The following is a 14,460-nucleotide window of genomic DNA, read 5'->3' as shown; positions in this document are numbered from 1 at the left end:
ATTATTTAAACAGCTATTCATTTGACAGCAGACAACACCAAATTCCGCGACTTTAACTTTACCCAGGGCGAACTGCTGCTGATCAATAAACCCTATAACTGGACGAGCTTTGATGTAGTTGGTAAAATACGCAACACACTAAAACCCCTTAAACTCAAAGTAGGCCATGCGGGTACACTTGATCCCTTAGCAACGGGCTTACTAATCGTTTGTACAGGGAAGCTTACCAAACAAATAGATACCTTTCAAGCTGAAGACAAGGAATACACAGGTACCATGGTATTAGGCGCAACCACGCCATCTTACGATATGGAAACGGACGAGGATGAAACCTTCGACATCAGTAACCTAACCGATGAACAAATATACGCTGCCACCGCACAATTTACCGGTGATATTCAACAATATCCGCCAGCGCACTCGGCAGTAAAGATCAATGGGGAGCGCTTGTACGAAAAAGCCCGCCGTGGCGAAGAGGTTGAGCTACGCCTGCGCTTTGTAACCGTTAGCGAGTTTGAAATAACCCGTATCGCTTTACCCGAAGTTGATTTCCGTGTGGTATGCAGCAAGGGTACATACATCCGTTCTTTAGTTAACGATTTTGGAAAGGCGCTAAATAATGGCGCTTACCTATCCAAACTTTGCCGCACCCGTAGCGGTAATTTCCGACTGGAAGATGCTTTTGAAGTGCTGGAACTGGTTGATCACATCCGCGAATTAAAAACCCAACCAGAATTGCTTAAATAAAAAAACCTCTGCCAAAAATAATTTCGCAGAGGTTTGATGATAGATTGAACTACTAAGGCAACATTGAAACAGTGCCCATATCCTTAACAGAGCCATTAATTACCAATACATTATCAATGGTTTTAGGTAAATAAGGGCTTGCGGGTATAAAGTTAACCTTATAAGTACCTGCGGCTAAACCAGGAAAATAAAACTTGCCATTGCCATCAGCAAGTGTACCTACAGTATCTGTACCCATAATAGCATATACCTTAGGATAGGATGCAATTGGCGTAACGGTACCGGTAATAGCGCCTGAAACAGCCTGCGAAATGGCTCGTATTACAGGTTTTAAAATGTACTTTCCGCTTCCGGTGTTTACAATGGATTGACTTGCATCAAAATCGAGCAATAAGGTATAATCAATGCCTGCGGTTAAATCATCCTTAACTTTAAGCTTAACACCGGATGTTTGTCCGCTTGGAGTTGTTAAGTCGTACGATGTTCCACTAATAACTACACGGTTTCCGGTATTATTTAGTACAAGTCGTATTTCCTGAATTTGCCCTGCCGGAATATCTTTTGCTGCAAGTAAAGTATCTTTACCCAACCTGAAATGCAAAATATCAATCGGACCACCTCCAATATCAATGGTTTCTTGTCCGCCAGTGGTAATAACTACAACTTGTTTGACGCTTAAAATAACAGCATCATATGCTCCTGGTGCATCGGTTAGCCTTACGCTAACATGAGCTGTGTTTGATGTACTGCTTTTTTTGCACGCAGTAAATCCTAAACATAAAGCAGCTACAGATAACAAAAATAATCTTTTCATAATAGTATTGGTTTGTATTGTAATAAATATATTACAAATGGTATGCAGTAACCGTGCCAATGGGGTTTCTGGCGTTTACCAAAATAACAAGACTATTAAATTATAAAATAAGTTACTTTTGCATTTTTAACATCCCGCTGTCAGGTAAATGAAGATCTATAACAATATTGACGAGTTTAAGTTAATAGAAAACGCCGTTGTAACCATCGGGACGTTTGATGGTGTGCATACCGGGCACCGTAAGATCATCGCTAAACTACAGGAACTGGCGAAAGAGATAGGTGGCGAAACGGTGATCCTTACCTTCTTCCCGCACCCGCGGATGATACTGCATCCCGAAGATCAAGACCTAAAACTTATCACCACCATTACCGAAAAGGCACAGCTTTTAGAAGAAATGGGTGTTGATCATTTAATAGTAACACCGTTTTCACGGGATTTTTCAAACCTATCGGCCCTGGAATACATTCACGATATCTTAGTTGCTAAGATCGGGACTAAAAGGATCGTAATTGGCTACGACCACCGTTTTGGTAAAGACCGTAAAGGCGGTTTGGAAGATTTACAAAGGTTAAGCAAAGTTTACGATTTTGAGGTTGTAGAAATCCCCGAACAGGATATTAACGATGTAGCCGTAAGCTCTACCAAAATACGCACCGCTTTACTAAGCGATGATATAGCGCTTGCCAACCAGTTTTTGAGCTATCCCTTCTTCATCACCGGCAAGGTTATCCGTGGCGATCAGTTGGGCCGTACTTTAGGTTATCCAACTGCTAATATCCTCATCGGCGAAAGCTATAAACTGATACCTGCTGATGGTATTTTTGCCGTAACTGTTGAGGTTAACGGAGCCCCGCACAAAGGCATGGCTTACATTGGTCACCGCCCAACCATTAACGGGATGACACGTAACATTGAGGTTAATATATTCGACTTTAACCAGGATATTTATGATCAGCAGATCCGTATGAATTTCCACCACTTTGTACGCAGCGATATTAAGTTTAACGGGTTGGACGCTTTGGTTGTACAACTGGCAAAAGACAGGGAAAGCGTGTTGGCCTTGCTATCCTAATTTCAAATAAACACAACCATTTTGCCACGATAAGGTTTATCTTTAATAAAATCTTACAAAAACCATTGGAAAAACTCGACCTTGATAAGCAGGAAAGCGAATTTCTAAATCAAACCATTGCCCATTGGGAAAAGGAAGGGGTGATAGAAAAGGCTGTTGCCGATAAGTTACGAACTACCTACGATGTAAAAGGTTTCGATTGGATGCGCCTGGCCAAATATTCCTTTTGGATAGCTTTAATATGCGGCGCAACTTCGTTCGGTTGGTTTATTATTGACGATGCTTTTTTAAACTACATCAAAAAGCTTTATTATACGCCAAACATTGTTATCGCTATTATTTCGGGCATCGCGGCCGCGGGGTTGTTTTTATGGGAGCGGCGTTTAAAACGCATATCACCCGAAAAGGTATTCAGTAACGAAGCCGTAACCTTTATGGCCGTACTATTCACTGCCTTATGTATTGCATATTTGGGCAAAGCCCTGGATAATGGCTCGGGGCACTATTCCATACTCTTCCTCATCTCTGTATTTGTTTATGGCATATTGGCCTGGAATATGGATTCAAGGTTGATCTGGCTCTTCGCGCTCATCTCTCTAGGTAGCTGGTTTGGCAGCGAAACCGGTTACCAAACCCATTGGGGCTATTATTTTTTAGGGATGAATTATCCTTTACGTTTTGTGCTATTTGGGATATTAGTTGTTACCGCCGGCGCCATTTTGAAAAACAAGGCATGGTTTAAGCAATTTGCCGATATTACTTATATCACCGGTTTGTTGTACTTGTTTTTGTCGTTATGGTTCCTCTCATTTTTTGGCAACTATGCCAATTTCGACCAGTGGTGGCCGGTTAAACAGATCACCTTATTTTATTGGGGTATCATAGCGGCCGTTTTTTTTGGCGGCTTCCTTTTATATGGCTTGAAGAATAACGATGTGATAGCCCGCGAATTCGGTATTAGTTTCCTCATCATACTCATCTATACCAAATATTTTGAATATTTTTGGATGAACACCAACAAGCCGCTTTTCTTTGCTATACTGGCTGTTTCGTTCTGGTTCATCGGTCGCAAGGCCGAGAAGATCTGGAACGTTCGCTCGGCTAAAAGTAAAGATTAGGTATTTACAGTGTTCAAAAATTAACCATCTTCACAGTTCAATTCATACAATGGCAACAGAAGTTAAGTGTCCGGGATGCGGTAATGTATTTCCTTTAGAGGAAGCCATGACCGAGGAATATAAAAAAGAACTACGCGAAAAGATGCTGTCGTTCACCAAACAAAAGGAGGACGAGTATAGCCGTAAGCTCGAAGAGTTCAGCAAAAAGGAACAACAACAATTACAGCAGTTTGAGCAAAAACTTACTGATGAAAAGAAAGCCCTGCAATTATCCCTGGAAGAAAGCCTGCGCAAAACTATAGCTACCGATTTTGAGAACAAGCTCCAAATGCTCGAAACCAGTAATAAAGACGCTGAAGAAAAGCTAAAGGCATCGCGCCAAAAGGAGCTGGAGTTTCTGCAAAAGGAGCAACACCTCAAAACCCGCGAAGAGGAAATGGAGATCAACCTGCAACGCAAATTGCAGGAGCAACGCGGCGAGTTGGCAGAGTTGATACGCAAACAGGAAGCTGAGAAAAGCCAATTGAAAGATTCTGAACATCAACTACTTGTGGCCGAGCTCAAAAAGCAACTCGATGACCAAAAGAAGCTTGCCGAAGAAATGAAGCGCAAAGCCGAACAAGGCTCAATGCAATTACAAGGCGAAGTGCAGGAACTGATATTGGAAGAGCTTTTGCGTAACACCTTCCCGTTTGATGTGATCAGCGAGGTGGGTAAAGGTGTTCGTGGTGCCGATTGTGTACAGCTGATACGTAACCAGTTTGGCCAGGAATGTGGCCGCATTATCTACGAAAGTAAGCGCACCGCAACCTTTGGCGGCGATTGGGTTGATAAGCTTAAAAAAGACATGCGCGCCAACGGTGTTGATGTAGCCGTAATAGTTACTCAATGCTACCCTAAGGGCATGGATTGCTTTGGTGAAAAGGATGGCGTTTGGATCTGCTCTTTCGAGGAAGCCAAAGCTGTAGCTTATGTATTGCGCGATGGCATCATCAAACTCTATAACTCCACCCGGTCACAAGAGAACAAGGGCGATAAGATGCATCTGTTATATGATTACCTTACGGGAAGCGAGTTCTCTGAACAATGGAAAGCCATCCGCGAGGGTTACATGCGTATGCGCGGATCCATCATCAAAGAACGTGAAGCCATGGAACGACTATGGAAAGCCCGCGAAAAGGAACTGGACAAGGTATTGCTAAACGCCGCAGGCATCCGTGGCTCAATCGAAGGCATAGCCGGTAATCAGGACATCCACCTAAGCCTCACCGATGACGAAGATCTGCTGTTAGAAGAATAGACAAAATAACAACAAAAACATAGCGGTGCCCAATGAGCGATTCCCTCCCAACGGGAACTTTCAGAGATGGACTTCTACTTTGTGAAAAAACGCAGGCCAAGTGCGATTCCCCTCTTGAGAGGGGCGGAGGGGTGCGTCATCTCTACGCCAAGCAAATAGCCATCTAATAAAAAAGGACCGGGGAAAAATCAAACCCCGGTCCTCACATTATCCAAACTATTTACAAAACATTAATTACAATTGATAGGGATGCTTCCTGTAAAGTTAAGCGTGTTGGTTGTAGCATTATACGTGGCATTTAAAGTTAAAGCTGATGATGGAACTGTAAAATCACTCTTACTTACCGAGAAGGCATCCGTAGTATAATCTTTACCATTATAAGTGGTGGTTAAGTAATACATACGGCCCACCTGTAAACCGGTTGTACCTTTGCCATTGGTGAGTTGTAAGGTACCGGCATCGGTATAAGTACTGCCTGTTTGCTGGTATAATTCAAACGTTGCCGAAGGTAAGATAGTTAAGTCTTTACCATTGCATAAGCCAATCACATCCACACTCACATTTACCGTATTTGAACTTACCGGAACATTAATAGTTACCGAACCCGCGCCACAAGGCTCAAATAACGAGCTTTGCACACTGGTATAAGGTATACCGCCGCTCACCACAATTTTAGCCCGTGCAATATTAGGTACCGATGTTAAAGTAACCACATTGCCATTGCTAATGGTTACGCCTTGCACCCCACCCAAATAAGTACCATCTGGTGTTTGTAACGATACATTGTATGGGCCACCTTTAAAATTAGGATCGCTGGTATTGATAGTAACATTTAAACTACTGCTGCAAGTTGAGTATGAGCCAACTGCGCCCCAGCTCCAGCCCACGCTCCAGCATGATAGGTGCGAAATTTGCATTGGTGCCGATAGTTTGCCCTTACCATCTATAACAACGGTTGTGTTACCCTCGCTTTTCCATTCGCCGGTAGTTTCGTTCAAGCTCCAGTAAGGGATAACATCACCCGCCTGAATAGGCTTGCCGGTAGCAAAGTTGGTTAGCTTGCTGTTGATCTCGATACTCACATTAACCGGTTTCGAAAACCGTTTAACCGCTACGCCGCCTGCATCCAAATTCATTTGTAATAAGCCGGCAGTAACAAAATTCACGTTCCCGCTTATTGGTGTGCCATCAGCTTTAACTGCTGTATTGGTACTTGTTCCACCTGGTAAAGCCTGTAAGCTCGCGCTGCTGTTGGTGCCATATTGTACCACGTTCAGGTTTAAATTACCTCCGGTAATGGTTGTGCCATTCGCATCCTGCATTTGGGTACCGCCATCAAAAGTTACCGTGGCCTGTTCGGTCATGGTGCTGGTTTTGGGCGTTGTTATGGCATAAGTAGCAGGCAGTATTCCTGCGCTCAGGCCTGTATTCTGCGCCAGTACGGTAGTGCCTTCGGCAGGCTTGGCGTATTCTAAAGCTTTGATGGTATACACAGATAGCTTGTCTTCAGTAATGGTAATATTTTGCAATACAGGCGCAAAATTGTTTAACGATGCTGCTACCGTGAACGAAATGGGGTTAGCCGCCGATGCATGCGCATCCTTAGTTAATGCTATTGATAAAATACCATTAGATGCCTGGAAGTTTACACCACCAGATGCCATTTGCACGTATTTAGCACCCGGACCAGAAATAGTTACCGCGAAATTGCCCAGTTTATTAGCCGAAGTTGAATCGGCATTGGCAAATTTGATAACCGTAGGCGATGGAAACAATGAGTTAGAGTTAATAAGAATCTTAACACCTTCGGTTGGTTTTTTACAACCTGATATTGAAACCGCTACAATTGCAGCCGCAGAAAGTAATACCACTTTCGTAATAGATAGAATAGATTTCATGATGTTTCTTACTTTAATTTAAAGTTGAAATTCAATTGGATAACCGGTAACCATCGGTAATCTTTTAAATTGTTATTGAACTGCGGCTCAAGGCTGCTATTATCGGCTAATAAGCCGGTGCCAATAATATGGGTTGATGGCGATGTCATGTAATAGGTACCCAGGTCCAGGTTAAAATTGAACATATGGCTGGGAAAGCTTTTAAACAAACCAATACCAGCGTAAGGTGCAACGCCTTTCCATGATACATTCATATTGAGGTTACCAATATCGGCACCGGTAACTGTAGTATTGCCATAAGTGTAGCTGCCTGTGGGGATGATAGATAAACCGCCATCGGCTTTATACAAATAGCCTGCACCGCCAACCAGCCTGAAACCACGCATCCCTTTAAACGGAACAAAATCGGCCAGTAGGTGGGCATTATAAAAATTGATAGTAGCGCTATTGGTCGACTGGAATCCCGGAAGGCTCAAAACATTATTTGCCTTAACGGGGATAAAGCTCAACCCACCGCGTACTGAAAGGCGCGATAATATGCCAAACCTTAGATCAGCACCTACACCTTGTGTGCCGGCCTGTAATTGTAATGATAAGGAATGTTTAAATGGAGTTTGAACCACAGGCTTAGGATAAAATTCGGCTTGGCCATCCTTATCCGTCAGGGTTCTTGCTACTGATAGCATGGGAAATGCTAAAAGTACTAAGATTAAATAGTTCTTCATGTTATTAATTAGGGGGTGTTATGTTTTACTTAAAGTACAACAGGTATTTATTGCACTTTATATTAGGCTTTTACGATAGGATTAAAAAAATGTTTCGCCTCGATAAAAAATTGCCATAAAACATCCAAAGGGAAAATTTCGGAAATTAGGAATGTTAAATCATCGAAGAACGGGGGAGGATAAGAGGGATATTTTAAACAACATATAACGCTTTGCTCCTTTTGCTTTGCCTTATACAAAAATATCAGCAACAGGCACTATTTAGGATATCTTATCCCAACTCAAGCCACCATTATGCGTGAGCGATGCCTGGTTCAAAATCTGATTTTCGGGCAATTGTAATTGAGGGTCCTGCTCAAAAACCTCCTCAACACATCTGCGGGCCACCAATAACATTTGCTGGTCGGTAGCCAGGTTAGCCAGTTTCAGATCGAGCACACCACTTTGCTGTGTACCCTCAATATTACCCGGACCACGTAATTGCAGATCGATCTCCGATATCTCGAAACCGTTATTCGTTTTCACCATCGTATCCAAGCGTACCTTACCATCATGACTCAGCTTTTGGGTACTCATCAATATACAAAACGATTGCTCTGCCCCCCTGCCCACACGTCCGCGCAATTGGTGCAACTGTGATAGCCCGAAGCGCTCAGCGTTCTCAATAATCATTACCGATGCATTAGGCACATTTACCCCAACCTCAATAACCGTGGTAGCCACCATAATTTGCGTTTCGCCCCTTACAAAGCGTTGCATTTCGGCATCCTTATCAGCGGCGCTCAACTTACCATGAACTATACTAATGCGGAATTGCGGTAAAGGAAACTCCCGGCTCATCACCTCAATACCATCCGTCAGGTTCTTTAGGTCAAGTTTTTCACTTTCTTTAATTAAAGGGTAAACCACATAAATCTGCCTGCCTTTAGCTATCTCCTGTTTCATAAAACCGAACATGCGTAAACGGCTACTTTCAAAAAAATGCAGTGTCTCTATAGGCTTGCGGCCTTTGGGCAGCTCATCAATTACAGATACGTCCAGATCGCCATAAAGCGTCATGGCTAAAGTGCGTGGTATGGGCGTTGCTGTCATCACCAACACATGGGGTGGTACCACATTCTTTCGCCAAAGCTTGGCACGCTGCTCAACGCCAAAACGGTGCTGCTCATCAATCACCACAAAACCCAGGTTTTTAAATTGAACTTTATCTTCAATCAAGGCATGCGTGCCTATTAATATTTTCAATTCGCCACTTTCCAGCTTCTCATGAATAACTCTCCTCCGTTTGGCCGGGGTTGATCCGGTTAATAGCGCAACCTCCAAAAATTCATCATTAATCAAACTCTCTATCGATTGATAATGCTGATTAGCCAGTATCTCGGTAGGCGCCATAATACAGGTTTGGAAGCCGTTATCTATAGCCAGCAACATGCTCATTAACGCCACAACCGTTTTACCGCTACCTACGTCGCCTTGAAGCAGGCGGTTCATTTGAATACCGCGCTGGGTATCTAACCGAATCTCCTTCAACACGCGTTTTTGCGCGCTGGTTAAATCAAACGGAAGTTTATTTTTGTAAAAGTCATTAAAGTAATCGCCAACGGTATTAAACACATTCCCTTTAAACTTAAATGCCCGTTGAACTTTATTCTTCAGCATTTTAAACTGAATGAAGAATAACTCTTCAAACTTGAGTCGGTTAGTAGCCACCATTAACGTAGCAGAATCTGCCGGGAAATGGATGTTATGATAAGCCTCACGCCTATCAACCAACTTAAACTTTTGCAGGATCTGCTGCGGAATGGTTTCTAAAATATCTCTCGAAGTTTGCTCAATTAATATCGCGATAAGCTTCTGTAAACCTTTGCTATCTAATGAAAATGCCTTCAGTTTTTCGGTAGAATTATAAACCGGCTGCAACTTTAAATTACCGCTCTGTTTTGTCCCACCTGGTATATATGGCTCAATTTCGGGATGGGCCATTTGTGCCTTGCCATTAAATGAGCCTGGCTTACCAAAAATAACATACGCCTTGCCGGGAATCAGCAACTTTTCAACCCATTTAACACCCTGAAACCAGGCCAGCTCCATCACACCGGTATCATCGTAAACTTGCGCGATTAATCGTTTGGTATGTTTTTCGCCAACAATCTCTTTACTTTTTAAGCGCACAATAATTTGTACGTGCGGCAAATCGGGATTGGTTTCGCTTATCTTATAAAACCGGGTACGATCAATGTATTTATAGGGGAAATGCCTCAGCAGATCGGCAAAGTTTGATATACCCAGTTCTTTTCTTAAAACTTCAGCCCGGGCGGTACCTACGCCTCTCAGATATTCTATTGGGGTTTGGAATATTTGCTGATTCAAGCTTAAAGCGTATTAATAGCCGGGCCATCAATTACCCGGCTTAATTTATGTATTAACCCTTAAAGGCGATAACCGAAATCTCGACATTTAAATTTTTAGGCAATACCGATACCTGCACCGTTTCGCGGGCGGGGTAATTGCCTGTAAAATACGAACCATATATCTCGTTTACTTTAGCAAAGGTACCCATGTCTGATAAAAAGATGGTGGTCTTTACTACATCTTCAAACCCAAAACCTGCTTCATTTAAAATAGCTTTAAGGTTATTCATTACAAGTATAGTCTCAACTTCAATGGTACCCTGTACAACCTGGTTAGTAGCAGGATCAATAGCAACCTGGCCAGATACATACAAAGTATCACCAGCCAATATGGCCTGATTATATGGCCCTATAGGCGCTGGCGCTTTATCGGTTTTTATTATGGTTTTCATTTTTTTATAAAATATAGATCAATTATTTTCCAGATGATACCTGCCAAAAATATAACAATGGCCAATGCATTAATAAAATGCATCGCCCTCAGGTTAAAACTGGTTGGTCTGTTTGGGTCTTTCTTTCTGAAAAAGTACATGGCCAAATATAATAAAAAAAGAGGGTTCCAGTTTCCCGGAACCCTCTTTCAAGTTTTATTGATTCAACTAATTCAAAAATTATTTTTTGAATTCAACACGGCGGTTTAATACACGTCCGTCTTCAGTTGAGTTATCAGCAATTGGGTGAGTTTCACCTAAGCCTTTAATTTTAACACGTTTAGCATCAACACCAGAGTTAACTAAGTAAGTTTTAACTGAGTTAGCACGATCTTTAGATAAAGCAAGGTTGTGTGCTGCAGTACCTTCTGATGAAGCATAACCGTTAACAGTTACAGATGATTTAGAAGCACGTAGGTCAGCAGAAGTAGCATCTAATACTGGGTAAGATGAAGTACGTAATACTGAGCTATCAAATTCAAACTGAATGTTTGAGTAAGCTGTAGCTGCTACTGCAGGAGTAGCTGTTGCTGCTGCTGCAACTGGCTCAGGGAATTTGATTGGGCAACCAGAACCATCAACTACTGTACCAGCAGGAGTGTTAGGGCATTTGTCAAATTGATCAGCAACACCGTCACCGTCTGAATCTTTTTTCAAGTCGTTAACTGCGTTTTCAACGTTAGTAACACGGCCTTTTAAAGCTTCAACTTCTTGACGTAAAGTTGGGTCTTTCAACTCATCATACATCAAAGCTACTGGGTTAACCCAATCCAAGTTAGGTTTAGCACTTGAACCTAAAGAGAATTCTAAACCACCGTAAGCGTAAGAGAATTTATCCTTGTGGTAACCATTTGCCTTAGTTGCATCAAAGTAATCACCATCTAAGAAATTAGCTGTATAACCAAAGTTCAAAGCAGCTCTGTCGCTTAACCTGAATTTCAAGCCTACGCCAATTGGAATAGTAATTTGAGTTAAAGCATCACCATTTGTGCTTGTTCTAAAAGCTGGACCTGTTTGATCAACTGATTTGTAAGCTGTAGGTACATAACCAATAACACCAGCACCAGCACTAACGAAGAAGTTAACAGAATTTTTACGGGCAAGGAAATCAACAGTAGCAACATTAACAACACCACTTAATGTAGCTGTATACTTAATTTCTGTTGAGAATGACCCTGGACCTGTGAGTGCATTTGCATTTTCAATGTTGTGACCTTTTACTTTAGAGCCGTAACCCATAACATCCAATTGTAAACCGAATGAGTGAGCTAATTGATCTCTCAAAGAGATGCCGTAAGCAAAGCCAAGATCGAAGTTTTTGTAATTGTTTGTACCACCGATAGCAAGGAATGGAGATGTAACACCAGCGTTAACACCTATACTCCAGGTTCTGTACTGTCCGCTACCACCAAATATCTTTGGAGTAGTTGCAGTTGACATTGTCGTGTCCTTTACAGCATGAGCGCTAACAGCGCCAACAGCTAACAAAGAGGCGAATGACAAAGCAACTGTTTTCTTTAATGTAGAATAGTTCATAGTTTTAAGATTAAACAATTTTAATTGTGATTTTTTTTTCAAATTTAGTTATTATGTTTGAAACCAATACCAAACTCCGTTCCAATTTTTATTATTTTTTGATATTTATTATGAGAAAAAAAATAAAAGTTGAAATGAAACTATAACAACAATGAAATATTTGCCTTTAAGTTCTGATTTATTTACAAATAATAGAAATAATTTCGTTTTGCGATTAAAAAGCAATTCAATAGCCATTTTTAACTCAAGTGATGAGTACACAAAAAGTGGCGATCAAACTTTTACTTTTAAGCAAAATGCCGATTTTTTTTATCTTTCAGGCATCGATCAGGAACAATGTGTACTAATTTTATACCCCGATTGTCCTAATCCGCTATACAAAGAAGTACTTTTTTTAAGACAAACCAACGAACATATTGCCGTTTGGGAAGGACACAAATATACCAAAGAAGAAGCTTTAAATGCATCGGGCATAAAAAGCATTTATTGGTTAGATGATTTTAATAGTATATTACATAGTATAATAAACTATTCCGATAATATATATCTAAATACAAATGAGAATGATAGGTATCAATATACCGTACCTTATAAAGACTTAAGGTTTGCAAAAGACCTTCGTGAGCGCTATCCTTTGCACAATTATTTAAGATCGGCACCTATACTGCGGGATCTGCGGTCGATAAAGTCCCCTACCGAGATCGAACTGACCCAAAAAGCCTGCGATATAACTAACGATGCATTTAAAAGGGTTTTAAAATTTGTTAAACCCGGCGTTACCGAGTACGAAATAGAAGCCGAGATCATCCACGAGTTTATTCGCCAGCGCGCTACCGGGCATGCATATAATCCTATTATAGCATCGGGGCCAAATGCTAACATCCTGCATTACAATGACAATAACCAGGTTTGTAAAGATGGCGATGTGATTTTATTTGACTTTGGCGCCGAATACGCGAACTATAATGCCGATATGAGCCGCTCCATCCCGGTTAACGGCCGTTTTACTGATCGGCAGCGTGCGGTATATAATGCGGTACTGCGGGTAATGAAAGAAGCCACCAAAATGATAATAGCCGGAGCCATCTGGAACGAGTACCACGAAGAGGTAGGTAAAATAATGACAAGCGAATTAATAGGCCTTGGTTTACTGGATAAGCACGATGTTGAAAAACAAAACCCGGCTATGCCAGCCTATAAAAAGTACTTTATGCATGGTACATCGCATCACTTAGGGCTTGATGTTCATGATTTTGCGAGCCGTTACGAGCCTTTCCGCGTAGGGAACATTCTAACTTGCGAACCTGGCATCTATATCCAAAAAGAAAACTTAGGTATCAGGCTTGAGAATAACATTTTAATAACCGAAGGTGGCAATATCGACCTCATGGCAGCTATTCCGATAGAAGCCGACGATATCGAAGAGATCATGAATTCATAAAATCATCGGCAAACCGATAAATATTAAAATCACTTTTTAAGTAAACTCCGGCAATAATTTCCCGGAGTTTATTTTTTTCTATGTCATGCATTCTGTTATACTGTATTAATCTGTATACTTTTTCGGTCAGTAAGTGTAGCTTTTTAATACTTTTTGTTGTATCCTGAGTATACACATGCTCTAAAACTGCTGCAATACCTGTATTATTAATGGCAACCGTTTTAAAAACCGGCACCTGCACCTGGTTATAATGTATTAACTTTTGCAGATTATTGGCAAAGGCATCACCATTATCCCTATCGGCCTTGTTCACAATAAAGGCATCGGCAATTTCCATCAATCCCGATTTAATGTGCTGTATCTCATCTCCCGATTCGGGCACCAGTACAACCATGGTTATATCGGCCAAACCGGCAATATCAATTTCCGACTGGCCCACACCTACCGTCTCTATTATAATGGTATCAAAACCTGCCGCTTTTAAAACATCGGTCATCTCCATTGTTTTCACACTCAAACCACCAACCCAACCACGCGTAGCTACCGACCGGATAAAAACATCCGGATGGTTAAAGTGCGATGTCATCCTGATCCTATCTCCCAACAGCGATCCCATGTTAAATGGCGAAGTAGGATCAACCGCCAATACGGCAATCCTTTTTCCTTCCTTTAATAATTCACCAATTAAAGCATTTACTAAGGTACTCTTGCCCGCCCCCGGCGGACCGGTTAATCCTATTACGGGCACATTTGCATTAAATTTCAACCCTTTCAATAAATCATCAGCACCCGGCAGGTTGTTTTCGACCTGGGTTAAATGCCTCGCCAGCAATTTAAAATCTATTTTATTTTCGGCCTTTGTGGATGACATTGTTGAGTTTTGTGTTTAACAGCTAGCTAATTTAGGTGCTTTTATCTTTAATTAAAACATTTGGGGCTTATACTTTATCTTTACACCTTATAT

Annotated in this window: 13 protein-coding genes; 5 read left to right on the top strand and 8 right to left on the bottom strand. The window is 41.6% G+C overall.

Features of this window, described 5'->3' with window-relative positions:
* Positions 1–21 precede the first annotated feature (21 nt).
* A complete protein-coding gene (gene truB, locus ABIN91_RS22875) occupies positions 22–747 on the top strand; it encodes a tRNA pseudouridine(55) synthase TruB (RefSeq protein ID WP_348053945.1) in 726 nt (241 codons plus the stop codon).
* A 52-nt stretch (positions 748–799) separates the two neighbouring features.
* Here the strand turns inward: truB and ABIN91_RS22870 are convergent, their stop codons facing one another.
* Complete coding sequence (locus tag ABIN91_RS22870) at positions 800–1,561, bottom strand: DUF4382 domain-containing protein (protein WP_348053944.1); 762 nt, start codon at positions 1,559–1,561, stop codon at positions 800–802.
* A gap of 148 nt (positions 1,562–1,709) precedes the next feature.
* On the opposite strand from ABIN91_RS22870, the gene ABIN91_RS22865 reads away from it, so the two are divergent.
* The 3 genes from ABIN91_RS22865 (at position 1,710) to ABIN91_RS22855 (ending at position 5,054) form a co-directional block, all read left to right on the top strand.
* On the top strand, positions 1,710–2,636 hold the full coding sequence (locus ABIN91_RS22865) for a bifunctional riboflavin kinase/FAD synthetase (RefSeq protein WP_348053943.1): 927 nt from the start codon (positions 1,710–1,712) through the stop codon (positions 2,634–2,636).
* Between the two features lie 65 nt (positions 2,637–2,701).
* Positions 2,702–3,754, top strand: a complete 1,053-nt coding sequence (locus ABIN91_RS22860; protein WP_348053942.1) for a DUF2157 domain-containing protein — start codon at positions 2,702–2,704, stop codon at positions 3,752–3,754.
* 49 nt (positions 3,755–3,803) lie between these two features.
* Positions 3,804–5,054 carry a DUF2130 domain-containing protein gene (locus ABIN91_RS22855; RefSeq protein WP_348053941.1) on the top strand — a complete coding sequence of 417 codons (1,251 nt, stop codon included), beginning with the start codon at positions 3,804–3,806 and terminating at the stop codon, positions 5,052–5,054.
* Positions 5,055–5,284: 230 nt separating this feature from the next.
* On the opposite strand, the gene ABIN91_RS22850 is transcribed toward ABIN91_RS22855, so the two are convergent.
* From ABIN91_RS22850 to ABIN91_RS22825, 6 genes are all read right to left on the bottom strand, one after another.
* Positions 5,285–6,952, bottom strand: coding sequence for a hypothetical protein (locus ABIN91_RS22850; protein ID WP_348053940.1), 1,668 nt, complete (start codon positions 6,950–6,952; stop codon positions 5,285–5,287).
* An 8-nt stretch (positions 6,953–6,960) separates the two neighbouring features.
* Positions 6,961–7,677: a hypothetical protein gene (locus ABIN91_RS22845; RefSeq protein ID WP_348053939.1), complete on the bottom strand. Its 717-nt coding sequence runs from the start codon at positions 7,675–7,677 to the stop codon at positions 6,961–6,963.
* A 261-nt stretch (positions 7,678–7,938) separates the two neighbouring features.
* Positions 7,939–10,047: an ATP-dependent DNA helicase RecG gene (gene recG, locus ABIN91_RS22840; protein ID WP_348053938.1), complete on the bottom strand. Its 2,109-nt coding sequence runs from the start codon at positions 10,045–10,047 to the stop codon at positions 7,939–7,941.
* A gap of 52 nt (positions 10,048–10,099) precedes the next feature.
* A complete protein-coding gene (locus ABIN91_RS22835) occupies positions 10,100–10,480 on the bottom strand; it encodes a RidA family protein (protein ID WP_348053937.1) in 381 nt (126 codons plus the stop codon).
* Complete coding sequence (locus ABIN91_RS22830; RefSeq protein WP_348053936.1) at positions 10,477–10,620, bottom strand: DUF6728 family protein; 144 nt, start codon at positions 10,618–10,620, stop codon at positions 10,477–10,479. Before ABIN91_RS22830 ends, ABIN91_RS22835 begins: the two co-directional genes overlap by 4 nt.
* 79 nt (positions 10,621–10,699) lie before the next feature.
* Positions 10,700–12,097: an OmpA family protein gene (locus ABIN91_RS22825; RefSeq protein WP_348053935.1), complete on the bottom strand. Its 1,398-nt coding sequence runs from the start codon at positions 12,095–12,097 to the stop codon at positions 10,700–10,702.
* A 109-nt stretch (positions 12,098–12,206) separates the two neighbouring features.
* Here ABIN91_RS22825 and ABIN91_RS22820 point away from each other — a divergent pair, with 109 nt between their 5' ends.
* Entirely contained in the window at positions 12,207–13,496 is a 1,290-nt protein-coding gene (locus ABIN91_RS22820; RefSeq protein ID WP_348053934.1) for an aminopeptidase P family protein, read from the top strand.
* On the opposite strand, the gene meaB is transcribed toward ABIN91_RS22820, so the two are convergent.
* Positions 13,483–14,367 (bottom strand): methylmalonyl Co-A mutase-associated GTPase MeaB, encoded by an 885-nt coding sequence (meaB, locus tag ABIN91_RS22815; protein ID WP_348053933.1) that lies wholly within the window; start codon positions 14,365–14,367, stop codon positions 13,483–13,485. The genes ABIN91_RS22820 and meaB overlap by 14 nt on opposite strands.
* Between the last annotated feature and the right edge of the window lie 93 nt (positions 14,368–14,460).

Origin of the sequence: Mucilaginibacter sp., from assembly GCF_039921305.1 — a bacterium.
Lineage (GTDB): Bacteria > Bacteroidota > Bacteroidia > Sphingobacteriales > Sphingobacteriaceae > Mucilaginibacter.
Note: the sequence above shows the minus strand (reverse complement) of the source record. Positions and strands in the feature narration are given on the sequence as shown.

Coding starts and splice junctions, on each gene's coding strand:
- ABIN91_RS22855 (WP_348053941.1), top strand. CDS start 3,804: ATGGCAACAGAAGTTAAGTGTCCGGGATGCGGTAATGTATTTCCTTTA.
- meaB (WP_348053933.1), bottom strand. CDS start 14,367: ATGTCATCCACAAAGGCCGAAAATAAAATAGATTTTAAATTGCTGGCG.
- ABIN91_RS22835 (WP_348053937.1), bottom strand. CDS start 10,480: ATGAAAACCATAATAAAAACCGATAAAGCGCCAGCGCCTATAGGGCCA.
- ABIN91_RS22820 (WP_348053934.1), top strand. CDS start 12,207: ATGAAATATTTGCCTTTAAGTTCTGATTTATTTACAAATAATAGAAAT.
- ABIN91_RS22830 (WP_348053936.1), bottom strand. CDS start 10,620: ATGTACTTTTTCAGAAAGAAAGACCCAAACAGACCAACCAGTTTTAAC.
- ABIN91_RS22845 (WP_348053939.1), bottom strand. CDS start 7,677: ATGAAGAACTATTTAATCTTAGTACTTTTAGCATTTCCCATGCTATCA.
- ABIN91_RS22850 (WP_348053940.1), bottom strand. CDS start 6,952: ATGAAATCTATTCTATCTATTACGAAAGTGGTATTACTTTCTGCGGCT.
- ABIN91_RS22865 (WP_348053943.1), top strand. CDS start 1,710: ATGAAGATCTATAACAATATTGACGAGTTTAAGTTAATAGAAAACGCC.
- ABIN91_RS22870 (WP_348053944.1), bottom strand. CDS start 1,561: ATGAAAAGATTATTTTTGTTATCTGTAGCTGCTTTATGTTTAGGATTT.